Below are 20,201 nucleotides of genomic sequence, written 5' to 3' on the forward strand. Positions count from 1 at the left end.
TATTTCCTCACGGACGAGGATGTGATCGCCAGCCAGGCGCAGGAGTTCGCGCCGTTTCCGGGTCTGGCCGACACCTATAATGGCATCACGGCGACCTATCCCGAACCAGCCTCGCTCTGGGAGGCCAAGGATGCCCCGCCGCGTTTCTCTTCAAGCTGGGAAGCCGAGGACGGCGGCCGTCGCCTGGTTGCCAATCTCAGCCTGCCCGCCTGCCCGCATGGGATACAGGTGCAGCGGCTGATGACCTCTGCCATTGCCGATCACCGCCGGATGCGCAGCCATCGCCTCGTGCTGCCGCCCGAGGCCGCGGTGCTGGAGCCGCTGGAAACGGTCGGCTGGACCAGCACGCGCTGGGGCTATTCCGCCAAGACCTTCGAGATCACCTCACTGACCGACAGCCTGATGTCGATGCTGCAGGGGCTGAGCCTGCGCGAGCGGGATGCGGCGGATTTCGCCTGGACCCCAGCCGATCAGATCGTGGTGACCTTTGCCACGACCATGGCGACGCCGCCTGCGGTGCAGGCCGTGCCGGGGTGGGCGGTGGCTGCTGCGGTGATCAGCGACAGTGCGGCGGCGGATCGGCGTCCGGCCCTGCGCCTGTTGTGGTCGGCGGACGGCGCCGATGATGCGCGGGGTCTGCGGTGGGAATTGCGGATTGCCGGAGCGACGGCCGCTGCGCTGGTGGGCACGCACGGGGCCGTTGCCACGGGTGAATTGACGGTGGTCGAGGGTATCCTGCCCGGCGAAGACTATGAGGTGCGCAGTCGCCTGATCGTCGACCGGGCAACCGACTGGACCGCCTGGACCGAGGTCACGGCGCCGGACGTGCGCTTGCCTGCCGGGGATATCGACGGGCGCGGCCTGTCGATTCTCGACCTGTCAGGCGCTCCGGTCTTCAGCCACACCGGGCTCGTCTCCGGCGGGGCCTATGTCACGGTCGGCGGGTCGAACATCATGCTGTCGACCGTGGCGGCCAACAGCCTGGTGCCCTCGCTCTCCTATGTTGGCGCCTTCGCTTCGCCACCGACCGAGTCCGGGCTCGGGGCCGACTGGAAGCAGAACGCGGTCTATCGCAACACCGTGACGGGCAAGAGCTATGTCCTCACGGGAACCCCGTTGGCCTGGGTCGAATACCTGGTCGACGGGACGTCCTGGAACATCGTGATCGAATCCTCGAACGGATCGGTGTTCCGCATTGGCCTCGGGCAATCGACGCTGCTGAAGGCCCGCCTGTTCAAGAACGGCGCCGAGGTCACCGACGAAACCCCGGCCTCGTGGTTCCGGTGGCGCCGGGTCTCGATCATCCCCCAGGCCCCGCCGCTCGACGACGGGACGTTCAACGCGGCCTACGGCGCCGGTGGCTACAAGCAGCTCTCCGTGTCCGTCGACCAGGTCTTTGCCCGTGCCACCTTCTTTTGCGACATCATCAGCTAAGGATCCCTCCCCATGACCATCGTCACCACCGGCCAGATCACCATCGTCGACAACAACGACGCCCGGCCGATCACCAGCTACATCACCGCCAACCCCGGCCCGCAGCAGGTCTATACCAAGGACGAAAGCACCGTCTCCTATTCGCCGGACTGGACCACTGTGAACGCCAATACCGGGGCCGTTCTGACGGCCAAGGTCTTTATCGGCGGCGTCTCGTCCGCGCAGGATGTGACCGGCCAGCTCTCCAACCGCCGCTGGACCTTTGACCTCTCGACCGCCGTGACCGGCACCGCCGCGCTGATCAGCTCGAACGCCCAGATGGCGGCGGCCTTTGTCTCCGGCGCTGGCCTGACCTATACCGCCGCCCACCCCAATGGCGCCGCCTCGACCCTGACCATCAAGTCCAACATGCTGGATTCCGTGTCCCAGGCCGTGATCTATTTCGAGGGCGATTACACCGACCCGGTGACGGGCCTCGTGTCGCATGTCGTGGCCTCTCTGACGCTCGGCATGGTTCGCACCGGCACCAATGCCGTCTATCTGATGACGCGCGGGACGGATTCGATCGAGCCTGCCACCGGCGCCACCAAGAACGTCGCGGTGGTGGCGGCCGACCTGTTCCGCGCCGCCGGGGTGGACACCAGCGGCATCACCTACCGCTTCTACGAGGCGAACGGCGCCACCCAGATCATCACTGGCGCTCCTTTCTCCGCCAAATACGGCCTCAAGACCACCGCGTTCCCCGCCGCTCCGACCGGCGCCCTGGCCGACATCGGCACGAACCTTCCGGCCTCGGGGGCCTGGAGCGCATACAACACGCTCGTCATCCACGAATCCGCCGTCACCGACATCGGCATTTTCCGGGTCGAGGCGAAGGACGCGGACGGCACCATCTACCAGCTCTTCTTCACCATCAGCGACGTGTCCGATCCCTACCAGCTGAACATCCTGTCGTCTTCGGGCGACAAGCTTCAGAACGGCGTCGGCAATACCAACCTGACGCCCGATATCTTCTATGGTCAGAACCGCGTGGTCGATCTGACGGGCTGGACCTTCACCTGGACCTTCTACAACAAGGACGGCAACCGGGGCGCATTCATCGACACCACCCGGACGGCGGTTGCAGGTGGGCGCAACATCACGGCCAACACCACCGGGGCCAGTGCCGTTCTCACCTATGACGGGACCGCGATCACGACGCTGGCGGCGGGCGACATCCTCAAGATCGTCACCCCGGCGGGCGTCGATCGGTTCTATGAGGTCGCCAGCCGCACCGGCAACACGGTGACGATCCGCACCCCCTCCACGAACACCTGGCTGAACTACGCCACCTTCCCGGCGCCTGCGGTGGCGAACGATCTGGTCGGCGGCAAGCTCTATGTCTGTCTTGCCAGCGGCGGGCAGCGCACCACCTCGGGTGCTGCCTCCATCACCGTGACGGGCGACGAGATCGACGCCAAGGGCCGCATCTTCGCGGAAGCCAACCGTCCGTAACAAGGCAGAGGGCAGGGTGAAAGCCCTGCCCATAGAAGGAGGAAATCATGACAAAAACACTGCCGATCAAGGACGCTCTGGGCGCCTCTCACGCGATGGTCATGGCGGAAGACGCCTATGGCGAGTTTCCCAAGCATCTCGCGTCCACCAGCGAAGACCGCTTTTTCGCAACGTTCTCCAGCTTCGATACGGTGAACGACTGGGAAGTGCTGCAAACCGGCGCGGGTATGACCATCGGCCCAGTCGCAGGGGGCGCTGCTGCGGGTGCCAGCCCCTACCTGCCGATCTCCAGTGGTGTCACGGCGGACGCAAAGACCATCCTTGCGGCGCGGGGCATCTTCCGGGCGCCGGTGGAGGTTCGGGTGGGACTGTCGGCCTCGCAGCGCATCGCCAACAACACCCTGCGGTTCGGGTTTCTGGAATGCGACACCACGGGCGCCCTCATCACCGACACCGCCCTCATCGCGGCGCCGGAGCTGCTGAACGCCCGCAATGGCGCCATGCTGGACTTTGCCAGCAACACCGCCACACAGGCCGCGACCCTGTGTCGTCAGGGCGGTGGCGGGATCGACAGCGTGACGACGACCTTCACGAACTTTACGACTGCTGCTTCCGGCACGGCGCCGAACTTCCTGATTATTGATGTCATGAGCCTGTCGATGGAGCGGGATCGTGTCACGGCCCGGAGCTATGATGCAAACAACCTGACCAACAGCGGGGTTCAGGTGGCGCGGGACATGAATATCCCGAACCCGACGAAGTTCTACCGCTTCGTGATCGTGGTCGAGAACGGCGCGACCGCGCCTGCGACGACGACTGACTGGCGGCTGCATTTCGTGAACATTCTGGATGCGACCCGCTTCGACGTATCGCCGCGCCATGCAGGCGGCAATGACGCCAGCCGGGGATTTCCGGTGAACGTCCTTAACACGCCTGCGGTGACATTCTCGGGCACCCAGGCGGTGACAGCGAACCCTCCTGCTGGCACCGAACATGCTCTTGCGAACTCGGCAGCCACGACAAACGCCACCAGCGTCAAGACCTCGGCAGGCAACATCACTTCGTTGATGGCCTATAACCGCAACGCGGCCACGCGCTATCTGAAGCTCTATCGCAAGACATCCGCGCCGAATGTCGGAACGGACGTGCCTGCCATGGTCATCCCGCTGCTGACCGGAACGGTTTTCAACCTCGATGTCGGTCTTCTTGGCCTGCGTTGGGGCACAGGTATCGCCTATGCGATCACCGCAGGCGAAGCCGACAACGACACCGGAGCGGTCGCTGCCGGTGATGTGAAGCTGCACATGACCTATATCTGAGGCCGCCATGCCCATTGTCTCCACCGGCTCGATCACGATCACCGATGTCGCCGACGGTCTGAACATTGTGCTGTCGCAGGGCAGTCATATCGTCGCAACCGATGCAGCCGGTGCCGGTGGCGACTTTGGCGGCGCCTCGACCACCGTCTATGTCATGGTGGGGTCTTACGATGACACGGCGTCCTGGACGATCTCTGCCAACGCCTCGCCGGGGGTGATCGGCAATCTGGTCGGCCGGGTCTATGCGGTCTCGGCAATGACGGTGGATACCGGCTATGTCGATCTGACCGTCAGCCGGGCGGGATATCCGTCCATGGTGGCGCGGTTCAACGTCAGCAAAGCACGTCAGGGCGTCGTCGGTCCTGGACTGAGCCTGACGGCGAGTGCCGCGGGCTTCACCTTCACCGATGGTGTCGCTTTGCCTGCAACGCAGACCATCGCGGTTCGCGCACTTCGTCAGGGCGCAGACTACCCGGTGTTGTTCTTCGCCTCGAATGGTGCCCAACTGGAGACCGACACGGCTGCGCTGACAGCTGAAGGGGCCGCCTTCGGCATCCCGATCGCCGGGGATGGCGAGACCTGCTACATTGACCTTGCCGACTTTGGTGCTGCTGATCAGATGTATGTCACGGCGATCTGCGGCGAGGCGACGGCCGTCCTGCACCTCGCCCGGATCAACTACAGCACCGCCGAGCCGGGCGCGACCCGCAACGTCTTCCGGGGTGCCCATACCGTTGGCACGATCTACACGCCCGGCGACCAGGTGATCTATCAGGGGTCAGGCTGGGCCTGCCGTGTCTGGCACACCGCCGCGCCGGGAAACCTGCCCCCGGCTCTGCCGACGACCCAGAATACCTGGTGGACCCAGAGCGCCGTGATCGGGGATACCGGCCCGCAGGGAGAACGCGGCACCAAGCAGGCTGCCACCGCCACAGCAGGCACCGTCTGGAGCGACAGCGAAGCCAATGCCGCCATCGCAGCGGCTGGCTGGGGGACACCGATCAACGGCGATGTGGTCACGCTCTACAACAGCGCCGCAGGCTTCTCGCAGACCCGCGTCCGGGCCGCTGGCGTCTGGTCGGCGCTGGCAGCCTTCTTCGGCGGCAATGTGCTGGTGGATGGGACGGTGGAGGGTAAGCACATCAAGGCGGGCACCATCACCGCGTCGCGCCTGATACTGGGCGACACCTCCAATATGGTGCCAGACCCCGATATGATGGACGCCACGCTTTACTCGGGCGCGGGTCTCACAGCCGGGGTGCATTACAGCTTCGAGGCTAATATCAGCGCCGATATGATGCCTACGCAGAGTCGAATCCTGCTGACAGCGGGGCTGGTGGGGGAGGTGTTGACCCGCGCCTTTCCGATTGTTGCAGGGGCGGTTCTGAACGTTTCGTGCTATGTCCGCGCCAATGGCTCTGGCAGTTGCACTCCTCGTCTCTATGCTCATTTTTACAGTGATGTCGCCGCCACGACCGAGGTTGGTTCCCCGGTTCTGATCGGGACCAACAACAGCACCACATTCGCCCGCCTCGCGGCGAACGTGACGGTGCCCGCGACGGCGATCCAGATGCGCCTCGGTTTTGCCCAGGAGACTGTTGGCAGCACCCGCCAGCCACGCTTCACATTTCCGGTCGTCCGACTGGTCGCCACAGGCGAGCTTTTGGGAGCGGTCACGACAGATAAGCTGGCAATGTCGGGCACCAACCTGATCGCCAATGCGGATTTTGCGACCGGCGACTTCACCAACTGGCGGCGCTGGGATTCTGCTCTGAACTTTCAGGCCGTCATCCCCGCCGTGACCGCGGGCGTTCCGGTAGGGGCGCCGACAGCGAATGTGGCGACGTTCTTTGGCTCGGCCACCAATATCTCGACATTCGCTGCTGTCGCAGCCTTCTCCGATCCCGGCGCTGGTCAGGATGGGTTCGCTGTGGCTCCGGGCGAACAATATGTCGTCTCTCTTACCGCTGCAAAGCAGGCAAGTCCGGCCCTTGCCGTCACGATGTTTCATGTCCGCGTGTTCTTCTTCACCAGCGCGGGCACCTATAGCGCGACCCCGATTGATGTCATTCCGGGTATTCAGGCGAGCCTGACGACCGGATGGCAGACTTTCAGCGGGGCCTTCACGGTGCCCGCCGATGCAACCCGGTGCTGGGTGCAAGTGCGGGCGAATGGTCTGACGGCGGGCGCGATCTACTGGACCAACCTGTCGGCGCAGAAGATGCTGACGGGTGGCGGCCTTGTCGATGGGTTCCTCGAAGCCCGGCATGTCAGGACGGGCACTTTGTCTGCGGACATGATCGGGGTGGGGAGGCTCTCTGCCGAACACCTGTCGGTCGATGATCTTCTGGAGCTAGATGCGCAGACCGCCGGATTTGCCATCGGCAAGAAGAACATCTCGGACACCGGGAACGACGGCATCTTCATGGGACGGTCGGCCCTTTCCGGCGGTGGCACGGGGTTTGGGCTTTATGTCGGTGTGGATGAGGGCGGGGTTGAACGCTCGATTCTGGCGACGCAGGAGACACTGAGGATTACCAACGCGCAGTTCCTGAACAACACCGCCTCTCTCCCTACGCCTGTGTCGGTGACGACCTCGCAGACGATTTCACTTCCCGCCAACTCCAAGAAGCTGAGCTTGTCGATTCTGGGCGGAGGCGCCGGTGGGTCCACCGGAAAGCAGGGTGTCGATATCGCGCTTTTCCCGCCGACCGCTGGGGGCGATACCGTCGTTCAACTCTACGATGGTGCGACCTATACAGGCGTGTCGTGGACAGCGGCAGGCGCCGTTGCGTCGCAGCAGAACCGTGAGGGCAACACCGGCTATGCAGGTAAGTCGTCCCCCTACGGCACGGGTGGCGCAGGCGGTGTTTATGACGGCGCCCGCGACGGCTCTCCCGGCGCGGGGCAAGGCTCTGGCGGGGGTGGTGGTGCCAGCTACGACGCCGGTTTTGGCGGCCTTGCAGCGGCCCTGGTCTCCGTGGTCGATTACGATGTCTCCACCCTGACCAGCCCGAAACTGGTCGTGAGTATCGGGGCCGGCGGCGCGGGTGGCTATTCGACCGTTCATACCTATGGGTGGGGTGGCGCCGGAGCCGGTGGCCTGCTGCAATACACGGTGATCAACGAGGTTCCGCTGCGCGCATCTGTCATTCCATGGGAGCCCACCGCGTTTGGAACATTTTCGAAGCCAGCGAACACCACGGGGTATGTCTTTCCCGATCTTGGTCCCGGTCTTTGGGTGATCAGCTCGAACGACAGCAACGCCATGGGTCTGGGAAACGTGCAGGTGAACGACTCGGGCCAGAACATCTTCATCTATCAGGACACCAGCGCAACCTTCGTGGCGTCCGTTCGCCCCTATATCCCGAGCGGGGGCAGCGCAAACAGCCGCACGATCCGCTACCAGTTCTATGCAATGAGGTGAGGCACCATGTTTGTTGTTCACGACGCTGACGGCGCGGTGCTTGCCACGGTGCAGGCCAAGGCGGCACCTATCACGGGACTCTGGATCGAGGTTCCCACAGCCGAACTGGGCGATCTCACCCAGTGGCGGGTGCAGGGTGGCGAGCTGGTGTGGGTCTCGATCACACCTGTTCGGCTGGCGGCGATTGAAGCTGTCAATCGCTGTATCGGCGAAATCCGTGCCCGCTACATCACCGCGATCCCCGGCCAGGAGATGATCTACCTGAAGAAGGAAGAGGAGGCCCGGCGCTACATCGCCCAGGAGCCCGAGCCGTCGTCGCTGAGCGACTACCCGATGATCGCCGCCGAGATTGGCATCACCGCCCCGACCGCGTGGCAGATCGCGCAAATCTGGATGCAGATGTCCGCCTTGCTCTCCAGCACAGCCGCCGGTCTGGAAGGGCTGCGCCTGGGCACCATCGCCGCCCTCGATGCCGCGACAACACCCGATAGCATCAGCGCCATTCTGGCGGGCTTTCAAACCAGCCTTGAAGCCGCTTTCAGCCCCTCGTGAACGTCCCCGTGCGAAAACTGCGCTGCTGCAAACCTTCGTGTCTCACACTGCAAATATTCGTGTCGCGCTACAACCACCGCTCTCGCGCGCAGACGAGGTAAGGCACCCGATACCTGCGCCCACGCTCGGACATCCCCGAAATATGCGCATCATCCCGGGGTCGCGGGATTTTCACTGATAGAAGTGCATAGCGGAAATGTGCTTCCGCATGAACCAAATGGCACAAGCTTTCGGTCACACTCAGTCGCAGAAATTCGCTGCGCGCTACGAACTCATCCCACGCGTCAGATTCCAAACGTCAGAAAGTCAAGTCCAGCGCCGGAAACGCCACCCGAAAACCGTATCGCGCCGAATGCCAAACAGAGACTCGCGGCATTTGTGCCGCTATTTCGCCTGTGATTTCAAGTCTCAAGGGGGACGATGCGGCCTGCAAGCCACGGAAATCGCGCGTCAATGCGCCCTACATAAAGCAGCTTGAAATCAATGCGTTATATTGTGGCGGAGTGGAAGGGATTCGAACCCTCGAGACGGTTCCCCGCCTGCACCCTTAGCAGGGGTGTGCCTTCGACCACTCGGCCACCACTCCGCCGACCCGTTTAATGATGGGGGCGGGGAGGGGCAAGAGGGAAAGCGGTGGTTTGTTGCTTTCGGTCTCAGGTTATGAGGCATTTCAGGCCCAGTTCCGCTTCGATCCGCGACCGCCGGCTTTCACCGGGGCAGTGGTCGCAGGGCATTAAGTGGCATGAGTATCTGCAAGACGAAGGGGAAACGCGGAAAACGTCGGAATAGTTATTTAAAACAATGCCTTATAAGGTCCGCTCAAGCATGAAGGATACCTTGCGGCGCGATCAAATGGCCTGCAAAAGCCGTTTACGCTGCCATGTGGTGCTGGTGGAAGCGGCGCAGGGCACCTCCGGCGGTCAACCGACGCAAGTCTATGCCTGCGATCCGTTTCCGACCAACCTTACCCATTAAACAGGAAATGCAGCACGTCGCCGTCTTTGACCTCATAGGTCTTGCCTTCGACGCGGAACTTGCCGGCTTCTTTGGCGCCGGCTTCGCCGTTGCCGGCGACGTAATCGTCATAGCCCACGGTTTCGGCGCGGATGAAGCCCTTTTCGAAATCGCCATGGATGACGCCCGCCGCCTGCGGCGCCAGCGTGCCGCGGGTGATGGTCCAGGCGCGGGCCTCTTTCGGGCCGACGGTGAAATAGGTCTGCAAACCCAAGAGCTTGTAGCCCGCGCGGATCAGACGATCCAGCCCGGCCTCGTGCAGGCCCATTTCTTCAAGGAACATCGCGGCCTCTTCATCGGCCAGTTGCGAGATTTCCTCTTCGATCCGGGCCGAGATGACGACCGAAGCCGCCCCCTGACGCGCGGCCATTTCGGCGACGCGGGCCGATTGGCTGTTGCCCTCGGCGGCGCAGGATTCTTCGACGTTGCAGACGTAGAGAACCGGCTTGGACGTCAGCAGTTGCAGCATCCGCCATTGCTTCTGGTCATCGGCCGAGACGGCAACGGTGCGGGCTGGCTTGCCCGCCTCAAGCGCCGCCAGCGCCGCGCGCAGCAGCCGGTCCTGATCGAGCGTGTCCTGATCGCCGCCACGCAGCTTTTTCGCAAGGCTGGTCAGCCGCCGCTCGACCGATTCCAGATCGGCCAGCATCAGTTCGGTTTCAATGGTTTCGGCATCGGCGACCGGGTCGATCCGGCCTTCGACATGGGTGATGTCGCCATCTTCAAAGCAGCGCAGCACATGGGCGATGGCGTCGCATTCGCGGATATTGGCAAGGAACTGGTTGCCCAGCCCCTCGCCCTTCGAGGCGCCGCGCACAAGACCGGCGATATCGACAAAGGTCATCCGCGTCGGAATGATCTGCTTTGAGCCTGCAATCGCCGCCAGTTTGTCCAGCCGCGCATCGGGCACGGCCACCTCGCCCACATTCGGCTCGATCGTGCAGAAGGGGAAATTGGCGGCCTGCGCGGCGGCAGTCCGGGTCAAGGCGTTGAAAAGCGTGGATTTTCCGACATTCGGAAGCCCGACGATACCCATCTTGAAGCCCATTTTGCCCTCCTGGCGCGCAACGCTTGGGGCATAGGGCGGCGCGCGGGCGCGGTCAAGGCTGGACAGGGCCAGCGCGCATTGGGGCAGAGTCTCAAAATCGGCGCAAATGGTCGCTGGCGGCGGATCGTGCAAAGGCCATCCGGTTCTATCTGAACGGGTGCAAGGTGCCTGTTTTCGGACAGGAGAATTGGGAAGCCGGTGTCATTCCGGCGCTGCCCCCGCAACGGTGACGGGAGAGATGCGGCAAGGACCACTGGGGGCGCCCCCGGGAAGGTGCCGCGTCAGGCGCGCAAGCGCACTCCCCCAGCCCGGAAACCAGCCCGGCACAAGGCGTCGCACCGCGACGGGGGCAACCCCGCCGCATATCTCAATCCGCCGGCGCGGGGAGGCGCGGGCAAGTCAGGGGGCATCATGCTCAACCCAGCCGAAATCCGTGCGCAATTTGCCGCGCGCCGTCCGAACCAGTCACTGTCGCGCGATCTTTACTGCGACGACGGGGTGTATCAGGCCGACCTCTCGCAGGTCTTTTACCGCGAGTGGCTGTTCGCCCTTCCGGCGGCGGCGCTGGACAAGACCGGCGCCTATCAGACAATGCAGATCGGCGCCTATCCGGTGGTGGTGATCCGTGGTGCCGATGGCCGCATCCGGGCCTTTCACAATGTCTGCCGCCACCGCGGGCAGCGGCTGTGTTCCAAGGCGACGGGGGCCACGCCCAAGCTGGTCTGCCCCTATCACCAATGGACCTATGATCTTGACGGCAAGCTGCTGTTCGCCCGCGACATGGGGCCGGATTTCGACCCGGCCGCGCATGGGCTGAAGAAGGTGCATTGCGTCGATCTGGGCGGGATGGTTTTTGTCTGCCTGGCCGATGTGCCGCCGCCGATTGCCGATCTGGCAGGCAAGCTGACCAGCCACCTTGCCCCTTCGGGCCTGACCGATGCCAAGGTCGCCTTTTCCTCGACCATCGTCGAGAAAGGCAACTGGAAGCTGGTGATCGAGAACAACCGCGAATGCTATCACTGCGGCGGCTCGCACCCCTCGCTGTGCCGGACCTTCTCGGACAATCCCAAGATCGGCGCGATGGACGGGCCGCATTCCGCCAGCCCGGAAATCCTTGCCCATTGGGAGCGGTGCGAAGCGGCGGGCCTGCCGTCGCGCTTTACCCACCACCCCGAGTTTCAATGGCGCCTCGCGCGGATACCGCTGCTGAACAATGCCGAAAGCTATACGATGACGACCAAGGCCGCCGTGGCCCGGCGCATGGGCAAGATGCCGTTCAACGATGCGGGCAGCCTCTTGTTCTACCACTACCCCAACACCTGGAACCATTTCCTGGGCGATCACGCCATCACCTTCCGCGTGCTGCCGATCAGCGCCACCGAAACCGAGGTGACGACGACCTGGCTGGTGAACAAGGACGCGATGGAGGGGGTGGATTACGACCTCAAGACCCTGACCGAGGTCTGGATGGCCACCAATGACGAAGACCGCATCGTGGTCGAGGAGAACCAGAAGGGCATCCTGTCGCCCGCCTATGAACCCGGCCCCTATTCCATCATTCAGGAAGAGGGCGTGATCCAGTTCGTGGACTGGTATTGCAACCTGATGACGCGGCGGCTGGACCCGCCTTCGGCGCTGGCGGCGGAGTGAACCATGGGCAAGACCCGTCAGAACTGGACCGCCGCCCCCTGGAGCGATGCCGAGCCGCTGGAATGCGCGATGATCGTGCCCGAAAGCGCCGACACCGCCAGCTTTACCTTCCGCGCGCCTTCGGGCGCGTGGTTCGACTATCAGCCGGGGCAGTTCATCACGCTTGATCTGCCGGTTCCGGGCGGCAATGTGCAGCGCACTTATACGATTTCCTCCTCGCCCTCGCGGCCCCTGTCGATCTCGATCACGGTCAAGGCGCAACCGGGGTCGATCGGCACACGCTGGATGCTGGACCATCTGAAGCCCGGAATGCAGCTTCGCGCCTATGGACCCAGCGGCATTTTCAGTTCGCACCGGCATCCGGCAAAGAAATACCTCTTCATCTCGGCCGGTTCCGGCATCACGCCGATGATGTCGATGACGACATGGGCCTGGGATTCCGGGCAGATGCCCGACATCGTATTCGTCCATGCCGCGCGCCGCCCGTCCGAAATCATCTTCCGCGAGCGGCTGGAGCAATTCGCCAACCGCGTGCCCGGCCTGCAACTGCGCCTGACGGTGGAAGAGGCCGATCCGTTCCGCGCATGGCCCGGCTACAAGGGGCGTCTCAGCCAGATCATGCTGGGTCTGATGGCGCCGGATTATCTGGAGCGTGAGGTGTTCTGCTGCGGCCCCGAACCCTTCATGCAGGCCGTGCGCGAAATGCTGGTCTCGCTTGGCTATGACATGGGCCGCTATCATCAGGAAAGCTTCGGCGCCCCGGTGGCGACCGAGGCGGATGCGCCGGTTCTGGACGATGTGTCGCCGACGGCGGGGGTAGAGGCCGAGATCACCTTTGCCACCAGTGGCGTGACGGCGGCCTGTGCGCAGACCGATACCGTTCTGGCGGTAGCGAAACGGTCGGGGCTGAACATCCCTTCGGGCTGCACCTTTGGCCTTTGCGGCACCTGCAAGGTGAAGAAAACGGCGGGCGAGGTTCACATGGTCCACAATGGCGGCATCAGTGATGAGGATGTGGCCGACGGCTTCATCCTCGCCTGCTGCTCGCATCCCCTGGGTCGGGTGGAACTGGCGGTTTAGCGCAGCGCCTGCACCGCCGCCGCCAGCCGGTCTGCCAGCGTAGGCAGATCGGCGGGCGTCAGGCCCCCGGCCTCGATCCGCGCCAACGGCTCGGCCATCCGGGCGCGGTGGCGCCCATAGCGCGGATCGTAATGCTGCGCCATCAGACCTTCGGCCAGCGCGGCAAAGCCGCCGCTCGCCGCCAGTGCCTGCCATTCCGCAATACGGTCGGCGGAATGCAGCGGGCGCAACTGGTCGATCAGCGCGGTCAGGCGGGGAATGTCCCCGGTCAGGTCGCCATAGGCGCGGGTCAGGTAATCCGCCCGCGCCGCCAGTGGCGCCGAAAGCGCGATGCGCGGCGCGGCCAGCATGGCCTTCCACAGGTTCGGTGGCAGGCGCAGGTTGCCGACCTTGGCGCTTTCCGCCTCGACCACCACCGGCCTTGCCGGGTCCAGTGCGGCCATCGCCATGGCCAGCCGCCCCTCGAACCCGCGCTGCGCCGGTTGCGGCCCCACCGCACCAAAGAGCGAGCCGCGATGGTTCGCCAGCCCCTCAAGATCAATCACCTGCACCCCGCGCGCGGGCAAAAGGTTCAGGATGTCGGTCTTGGCGGTGCCGGTATTGCCGTCCAGCACCACCAAGGGCGCCGGAAAGGGCGCCTCATACAGCGCCCGCACCACCAGCCCGCGCCACGCCTTGTAACCGCCAGCCAGCGTTTCCACCCGCCAGCCGATCTGCGACAGGATCGTGGCAAATGACCCCGACCTTTGCCCGCCCCGCCAGCAATAGACCAGCGGTCGCCAGCCCCCCGGCTTGTCGGCAAGGCTGTCCAGCAGGTGCCGGGCCGCATTGCGCGCCACCAGCGCCGCCCCCAGCTTGCGCGCGGTAAAGGGGTTCACCTGTTTGTAGATCGTGCCAACGCGGGCGCGCTCTTCATCATCCAGCACCGGCAGGCTGATCGCGCCCGGCAGATGATCCTCGGCGAACTCCAGAGGCGCCCGCACGTCGATGATGTCGTCAAAGCCGTGGCGGGCAAGCTCGGTCAGATGGGTCAGGGTGATGGCCATGATCCTTGATAGCCAAAGTGGCAAGTGGCGGAAAGGTGCCTGTATCGGCCCCGGTGCCGCATCGGCTCTGGCCAGCCGGGCCCGGGCTGGGGAAACTTGGCCCATGCGTTTCCTGATCCTTCTCCCCCTGCTTTTCCTGTTGGCGGCCCCTGTCCGGGCGCAGGATGCTGCCGCCCTTGTCACCGCCGCCCGCGCGCAGGTGGGCGTGACGCTGATCTATGACGGGGCCTATGTCGCGCTGGACTATCCGGGCGGCGATGTGGCGCCCGAACGCGGTGTCTGCACCGATGTCCTGATCCGCGCCTTCCGGGCGGCTTGGGGGATCGACCTTCAGCGCGCCATCCACCGCGACATGAGCCGCGCTTTTGAGGTTTACCCCGACCAATGGGGCCTGATCGCGCCCGACCGCAACATCGACCACCGCCGGGTGCCGAACCTGCGCAGCTTGTTCACCCGCGCCGGGGCCGAGCTTGAGCCGGGCAGCACCGATTTCCGCCCCGGCGATATCGTAAGCTGGCGCCTGCCCGGCAACCTGCCGCATATCGGCATCGTCAGCGACCGGCTGGGCGATGACGGGGCGCGCCCGCTGATCCTGCACAACATCGGCGGCGGCGCGCAGGAAGAAGACATGCTGCATTCATTCCCGATCACCGGCCACTACCGGATCACCCCCGAAGCGGCCGAATGGCTGCGCGCGCTGGACCGCTGAACCGGACCTGAGCCCCGGCACCCCCACCGGAATCGCTGCAAGAGCCACAGGCGCTGGGCGGCTGTCTGCTGAACGGCCGGTCGTGACCGGCATCTGTCCGACATACACAAAACTTGTCTGACATGTATTGACATGCAGCCATACAGACCCGTATGAATGTCGAACAACAGCCGGGCGCAGATGCCATGCCCCGGCCGGGCGGCAAACGGGGGACAAGCCACATGATCATCACCGATGTCGAGGTCCGGGTCTTCTTGACCACCACCCGGCGCCACTCGGATACGGCGGGTCATGCCCACCCCGGCCCGGCGCATCAGGTGCAGCAGGCGATGCTCACGATCCGCACCGAAGACGGCCATGCCGGCCATTCCTTTACCGCGCCGGAAGTCGTCCGGCCGCATGTGATCGAGAAATTCGTGAAGAAGGTGCTGATCGGTCAGGATGCCCGCGACCGCGAGCGTCTGTGGCAGGATCTGGCGCATTGGCAGCGCGGCTCGGCTGCACAACTGACCGACCGGACACTGGCGGTTGTCGATTGCGCGCTGTGGGATCTGGCGGGGCGGGCGCTGAATCAGCCAGTCTATAAACTGATCGGCGGCTATCGCGACAAGGTTCTGGCCTATGGCAGCATCATGTGCGGCGACGAGCTGGATGGTGGACTTGCCACGCCCGAAGATTATGGCCGCTTTGCCGAAACGCTGGTGAAACGCGGCTACAAGGGCATCAAGCTGCACACATGGATGCCGCCCGTGTCCTGGGCGCCCGATGTGAAGATGGACCTGCGGGCCTGCGCCGCCGTGCGCGAAGCGGTTGGCCCCGATATCAGCCTGATGATCGACGCCTTCCACTGGTATTCGCGCAGCGAGGCGCTGGCGCTGGGGCGCGGTCTTGAAAAGCTGGGCTTCGACTGGATCGAGGAACCGATGGATGAACAATCCATGTCCTCTTACAAATGGCTGGCCGACAATCTGGATATTCCGGTCATCGGCCCTGAAAGTGCAGCGGGCAAACACTGGCACCGCGCGGAATGGATCGCCTCGGGCGCCTGCGACATCCTGCGGACCGGCGTGAACGACGTGGGCGGCATCACCCCCGCGCTGAAGACCATGCATCTGGCCGAAGCCTTCGGGATGCAATGCGAGGTTCACGGCAATACTGCGATGAACCTGCATGTCGTGGCCGCCACCAAGAATTGCCGCTGGTATGAACGCGGGCTGCTGCACCCGTTCCTCGAATATGACGACGGGTTCGACTATCTGCGGCAATTGTCCGACCCGATGGACAGCGAGGGCTATGTTCATGTCCCCGACCGCCCCGGGCTGGGCGAGGACATCGACTTTGACTTCATCGAGAACAACCGCGTGGCATAGGGATCGGCGCCGTGAAGCAGATCCTCGCCTTCGGAGACAGCCTGACATGGGGCGCCGACCCGGCCACCGGCCTGCGCCATCCGCCCCGGGCGCAATGGCCTGCGGTGCTGGAAGCGGAACTTGCCGGGACGGCCCGGGTGACCGGCGACGGCATCGGCGGGCGCACCACCTGCCGCGATGATCATGGCGGGCCAGCCTGCCGCAACGGTGCCAAGGCACTGCCGCAGGCGCTCTCGGCGCATATGCCGCTGGATCTGGTGATCCTGATGCTGGGCACCAATGACCTCAAGGCAGTGCATGGCGGCCGCGCGGTGGGGGCACAGGCGGGCCTGCGCCGTCTGGTCGAGATCATCGACACTTTCCCCTACAAACCGCGCAGCGCGCGGCCGCACATCCTGATCGTGGCACCGCCCCTGTGCATCGCGCCAGAGGGCAATGCCCCACCGGGCGGCCGCGACCCTGCCGAATTCCGCCTGCTCGCGCCGCTTTTCCGCGCGCTGGCCGAACAGACCGGCTGCGGCTTTTTCGATGCCGCGACCGTGGTGAACCCCTCGCCCGTCGATGGCGTTCACCTTGAAGCCGAAGAAACCGCAAGCCTTGGTCGTGCGCTGGCTGCGCCGGTCCGGGCCCTGCTGGACTGAACCCTGCGGGGGCCCTCCCCCGCGGACACAGGCGAGCCGCACGCCCCGCTGTGGCAGTTTTTGGGAGGAAACATGAAACATCTTTTTGCATCCGTGGCGCTGGCGGCACTGATGACAGGGGCGCTGCCCGTCATCACTCTGGCCGAAACACCCGACGATCAACTTGTCGTCGCCACCACGATGAGCAACATCCTGACGCTTGACCCCGCCGCCATCACTGGCCGCGAAACGGTTCAGGTTCTGAACAACATCTATGACACGCTGCTGGTGCTTTCGCCGGTGGACAAAAGCCTGCAACCGCGGCTTGCCGAAAGCTGGAGCATCTCGGAAGACCGCATGAAGGTGACCTTCAAACTGCGGGCCGATGCCAAATTCGCCTCGGGCAATCCGGTGACCGCGCAGGATGTGGCGTGGAGCCTGAAGCGGCTGCTGACGCTGAATCTGGCGCAATCCTCGTTCCTGAAAACCCGCGGCTATTCGGCCGAAGCGGCCGATGCGCTGTTCGTGGCTGTCGATGACCATACGTTCGAGCTGAACCTGCCGCAGCCCGATGATCCGGCGCTGATCCTGATGGTGCTGGCGCAGAACGGCCCCGGTTCGATCCTCGACAGCAAGACCGTGCTGGAGAATGAAAAGGACGGCGATCAGGGTCAGGCGTGGCTGACGCTGAACTCGGCGGGTTCGGGCCCCTATGGGCTGACGAAATGGGCGTCGAACGAATACATCATCCTGACCCGGAACGAGGGTTATTGGGGCGACGCGCCGGCCATGGAGCGCATCCTGCTGCGCCATCTGCCCGAATCGCAATCGCAGCGCCTGATGCTGGAACAGGGCGATATCGACGTCGCCTATTCGCTCTTGGCCCCCGACCTGACCGCGCTGGCCAGCAATGACAAGATCCGGGTCGAATCCACGCCCGGCGCCGGGTTCTACTACCTGTCGGTCTCGATGAAGGACGAGCGTTTCGCCAAGAAGGAAGTGCGCGAGGCGCTGCGCCTGCTGATCGACTATGACGGCCTCGACAAGGCGGTGATGCCCTATTACGGCAGGAAGCATCAGCGCGGCATCTCGACCGGGGTCATCGGCCTGCTGCCCGATCCGGGCTATACGCTGGATGTCGCCAAGGCCAAGGAACTGCTGGCCGCCGCCGGTTACCCCGACGGGTTCAAGACCACCCTGCGCGTGCTGTCGGAAGAGCCTTTCCTCAAGGCGGGCACCGCGATCCAGAACACGCTGGCACAGGCGGGGATCGAGGCGGAACTGATCACCGGCTCGGGCGACCAGATCTATGGCGCGATGCGCGAGCGGAACTTTGAACTGCTTGTGGGCCGTGGCGGCGGCGGGCAACAGCCGCACCCCGACAGCAACCTGCGCGCGCTGGCCTACAACCCCGACAATTCGGACGAAGCCAAGCTGACCAACTATCAAGGCTGGCGCACCAGCTATTTCGACGAGGCGCTGAACAAGATGATCGAAGGCGCCCTGCTGGAACGCGATCTGGCCAAGCAGAAGGCGGCCTATGAGGCAATTCAGGTCTATATGGACACCTCTGTCATGTCGATCCTGCCCTTCTCGGAAACCGTCGATACCGCAGCCTATCAGGCCGATGTCGCCGGGCTGGTGGTGAACCCCTGGCTGACCCGGTTTGAGGACGTTACCAAAACGCGCTGACGCCCGTTGCCATGACCGGCCTTGAAGGGCGCACCCAGATCGGGTGCGCCCTTTGCCTTTGCCTCTTTCCCCTGCCCGACCCAAACAGAAAGGCCGCGCCGGGCTTCCCCTGCGCGGCCTTTCTGTTTCAGCGGGGCTTGTTCAGGCGGCAGATGCCTTGCCTGCGCCTTCATATTCCAAAGAAGCCCCGATCAGTTCACGAGCATAGGGATGCGTGGCGCCGTTGCCCTGAATGGCCGAAGTGGGCAGAATCTCGGTGATCTCCCCATGCAGCATCACCGCAAAACGGTCGCACATATGGTCCACCACCGCGAGGTCATGGGTCACCATGATATAGGTAAAGCCCCGCTCCGCCCGCAACCGCTGCAACAGGTTCAGGATTTCCGCCTGCACCGACACATCCAGCGCCGAGGTGGGTTCATCCAGCAGCAACAGTTGCGGTTCAAGGATCAGGGCGCGGGCGATGGCGACGCGCTGCCGCTGCCCGCCCGAAAGCTGGTGCGGAAAGCGGTCGAGGAAATCGACCGGCAGGCCGACATCGACCATCGCCTGCTGCATCCGCTCCTCGCGGCGGTCCAGCCCGTGAATGCGCAACGGTTCGGCCAGAACGGTGCGCACCGACTGGCGGGGATGCAGGCTGCCGTAAGGATCCTGAAACACCATCTGCAACATGCGGCAACGCTCTTTCACCGGCAGGTCGCGCAGGTTGCGCCCGTCAATGGTGATGGCGCCGGTCCAGAAATCGGTCAGCATCGACAGGCAGCGCAGCACAGTCGATTTGCCCGATCCGCTTTCGCCCACGAGGCCAAAGCATTCGCCGGGGGCCACGTCGAAACTGACGTTCGGCAGGACTTTGGCCAGACCAAAGCTGATCGACAGGTCGCGGATGGCAACGGATGCGGTCATGGCAGCGGCTCCTCTTTCCATTCGGGCTTGCGGTCCAGCACGGCCAGCGGCGCGTGATTGCCGCCGATCCGCGGCTGCGCGGCCAAAAGGCCCTGTGTGTAGGGGTGCCGGGCCTGACCGAACTCACCTGCTTTCAGCACCTCGACCACGCGGCCGGCATACATGATCAGCACCCGGTCGCAGAAATTGCGCACAAGGTTCAGGTCATGGGAAATCATGATCAGGCCGATGCCACGATCCTTCACCAACCCGTCAAGGATGTTCAGCACCTGCAACCGCACGGTGACATCCAGCGCGCTGGTCGGTTCATCGGCAATCACCAGATCGGGGTCGGCCAGCAGCATCATGGCGATCATCACCCGTTGCCCCATGCCGCCCGAAATCTCGTGCGGGTAAAGGTCATGCACCCGCTCGGGGTCGCGGATCTTCACCGCCGCCAGCATTTCAAGCACCTTGGCGCGGGCTTCGGCCTTGGTGCAGCGGAAATGGCGCAGATAGGTCTCGGCCACCTGATGGCCGACCTGCTGGATCGGGTTCAGGCTGAACTTCGGGTCCTGCAGGATCATCGACATCCGCCGGCCGCGGACCTTGAGCATGTCGCGTTCCGACAGGGCCAGCAGATCGGTTTCTTCAAAACGCAGGGTATCGGCGCTGATCACCGCCCCCGGCAACAGCCGCAGCAAGGCCCGCCCGACGGTGGACTTGCCCGAGCCGCTTTCGCCGACGATGCCCAGCCGCTCGCGGCCCAACTGAAAGCTCACGCCACGCACGGCATCGGCGGGCGCACCCGGATAGCGCACGCAGAGGTTCTTCACATCAAGAATGGGATCCTGCATCACA

16 protein-coding genes, 1 tRNA gene and 1 riboswitch are annotated in these 20,201 nt (G+C 64.2%); of the genes, 12 read left to right on the top strand and 5 right to left on the bottom strand.

From position 1 onward, the window contains the following. The 5 genes from HS053_RS18150 to HS053_RS18170 all read left to right on the top strand — a co-directional run. Nucleotides 1-1,434, top strand: a 1,434-nt coding sequence (locus HS053_RS18150; protein ID WP_241699926.1) for a phage tail protein, incomplete at its 5' end; no start/stop codon positions are given. A 12-nt stretch (nucleotides 1,435-1,446) separates the two neighbouring features. Further along, nucleotides 1,447-2,928: a hypothetical protein gene (locus HS053_RS18155; protein WP_174212664.1), complete on the top strand. Its 1,482-nt coding sequence runs from the start codon at nucleotides 1,447-1,449 to the stop codon at nucleotides 2,926-2,928. A gap of 47 nt (nucleotides 2,929-2,975) precedes the next feature. Next, nucleotides 2,976-4,247 (top strand): hypothetical protein, encoded by a 1,272-nt coding sequence (locus HS053_RS18160; protein ID WP_174212665.1) that lies wholly within the window; start codon nucleotides 2,976-2,978, stop codon nucleotides 4,245-4,247. A gap of 7 nt (nucleotides 4,248-4,254) precedes the next feature. After that, nucleotides 4,255-7,674 (top strand): hypothetical protein, encoded by a 3,420-nt coding sequence (locus HS053_RS18165; RefSeq protein WP_174212666.1) that lies wholly within the window; start codon nucleotides 4,255-4,257, stop codon nucleotides 7,672-7,674. Between the two features lie 6 nt (nucleotides 7,675-7,680). Beyond that, nucleotides 7,681-8,226: a hypothetical protein gene (locus HS053_RS18170; protein ID WP_174212667.1), complete on the top strand. Its 546-nt coding sequence runs from the start codon at nucleotides 7,681-7,683 to the stop codon at nucleotides 8,224-8,226. Between the two features lie 496 nt (nucleotides 8,227-8,722). Here HS053_RS18170 and HS053_RS18175 read toward each other — a convergent pair. Continuing rightward, nucleotides 8,723-8,812, bottom strand: a tRNA-Ser gene (locus tag HS053_RS18175). A gap of 251 nt (nucleotides 8,813-9,063) precedes the next feature. Between HS053_RS18175 and HS053_RS18180 the strand changes: the two genes are divergently transcribed. Continuing rightward, nucleotides 9,064-9,201: a hypothetical protein gene (locus tag HS053_RS18180; protein WP_174212668.1), complete on the top strand. Its 138-nt coding sequence runs from the start codon at nucleotides 9,064-9,066 to the stop codon at nucleotides 9,199-9,201. Here HS053_RS18180 and ychF read toward each other — a convergent pair. After that, nucleotides 9,191-10,288: a redox-regulated ATPase YchF gene (gene ychF, locus HS053_RS18185; protein WP_174212669.1), complete on the bottom strand. Its 1,098-nt coding sequence runs from the start codon at nucleotides 10,286-10,288 to the stop codon at nucleotides 9,191-9,193. The two genes, HS053_RS18180 and ychF, sit on opposite strands and share 11 nt — an antisense overlap. 145 nt (nucleotides 10,289-10,433) lie before the next feature. After that, nucleotides 10,434-10,626: riboswitch (cobalamin riboswitch) on the top strand. Between the two features lie 73 nt (nucleotides 10,627-10,699). Between ychF and HS053_RS18190 the strand changes: the two genes are divergently transcribed. Next, the gene (locus HS053_RS18190) at nucleotides 10,700-11,938 is read left to right on the top strand and encodes an aromatic ring-hydroxylating oxygenase subunit alpha (protein ID WP_174212670.1); all 1,239 of its coding nucleotides are present in this window, start codon (nucleotides 10,700-10,702) and stop codon (nucleotides 11,936-11,938) included. A 3-nt stretch (nucleotides 11,939-11,941) separates the two neighbouring features. After that, the gene (locus tag HS053_RS18195; RefSeq protein ID WP_174212671.1) at nucleotides 11,942-13,018 is read left to right on the top strand and encodes an FAD-binding oxidoreductase; all 1,077 of its coding nucleotides are present in this window, start codon (nucleotides 11,942-11,944) and stop codon (nucleotides 13,016-13,018) included. Here HS053_RS18195 and mnmH read toward each other — a convergent pair. Then, entirely contained in the window at nucleotides 13,015-14,064 is a 1,050-nt protein-coding gene (gene mnmH, locus HS053_RS18200) for a tRNA 2-selenouridine(34) synthase MnmH (protein WP_174212672.1), read from the bottom strand. The two genes, HS053_RS18195 and mnmH, sit on opposite strands and share 4 nt — an antisense overlap. Before the next feature lie 103 nt (nucleotides 14,065-14,167). On the opposite strand from mnmH, the gene HS053_RS18205 reads away from it, so the two are divergent. The 4 genes from HS053_RS18205 to HS053_RS18220 all read left to right on the top strand — a co-directional run bounded on the left by HS053_RS18205 (nucleotide 14,168) and on the right by HS053_RS18220 (nucleotide 18,455). Continuing rightward, a complete protein-coding gene (locus HS053_RS18205; RefSeq protein WP_174212673.1) occupies nucleotides 14,168-14,773 on the top strand; it encodes a DUF1287 domain-containing protein in 606 nt (201 codons plus the stop codon). Nucleotides 14,774-14,994: 221 nt separating this feature from the next. Then, on the top strand, nucleotides 14,995-16,143 hold the full coding sequence (locus HS053_RS18210) for a mandelate racemase family protein (protein ID WP_174212674.1): 1,149 nt from the start codon (nucleotides 14,995-14,997) through the stop codon (nucleotides 16,141-16,143). Between the two features lie 11 nt (nucleotides 16,144-16,154). Further along, nucleotides 16,155-16,784 carry a GDSL-type esterase/lipase family protein gene (locus HS053_RS18215; protein WP_174212675.1) on the top strand — a complete coding sequence of 210 codons (630 nt, stop codon included), beginning with the start codon at nucleotides 16,155-16,157 and terminating at the stop codon, nucleotides 16,782-16,784. A gap of 72 nt (nucleotides 16,785-16,856) precedes the next feature. Further along, nucleotides 16,857-18,455, top strand: a complete 1,599-nt coding sequence (locus HS053_RS18220) for an ABC transporter substrate-binding protein (RefSeq protein WP_174212676.1) — start codon at nucleotides 16,857-16,859, stop codon at nucleotides 18,453-18,455. Nucleotides 18,456-18,596: 141 nt separating this feature from the next. Here the strand turns inward: HS053_RS18220 and HS053_RS18225 are convergent, their stop codons facing one another. Beyond that, entirely contained in the window at nucleotides 18,597-19,361 is a 765-nt protein-coding gene (locus HS053_RS18225; RefSeq protein ID WP_174212677.1) for an ABC transporter ATP-binding protein, read from the bottom strand. Beyond that, a complete protein-coding gene (locus HS053_RS18230; RefSeq protein ID WP_174212678.1) occupies nucleotides 19,358-20,197 on the bottom strand; it encodes an ABC transporter ATP-binding protein in 840 nt (279 codons plus the stop codon). Before HS053_RS18230 ends, HS053_RS18225 begins: the two co-directional genes overlap by 4 nt. Nucleotides 20,198-20,201: the final 4 nt, after the last annotated feature.

Source organism: Tabrizicola fusiformis, assembly GCF_013328815.1.
GTDB lineage: Bacteria > Pseudomonadota > Alphaproteobacteria > Rhodobacterales > Rhodobacteraceae > Fuscibacter.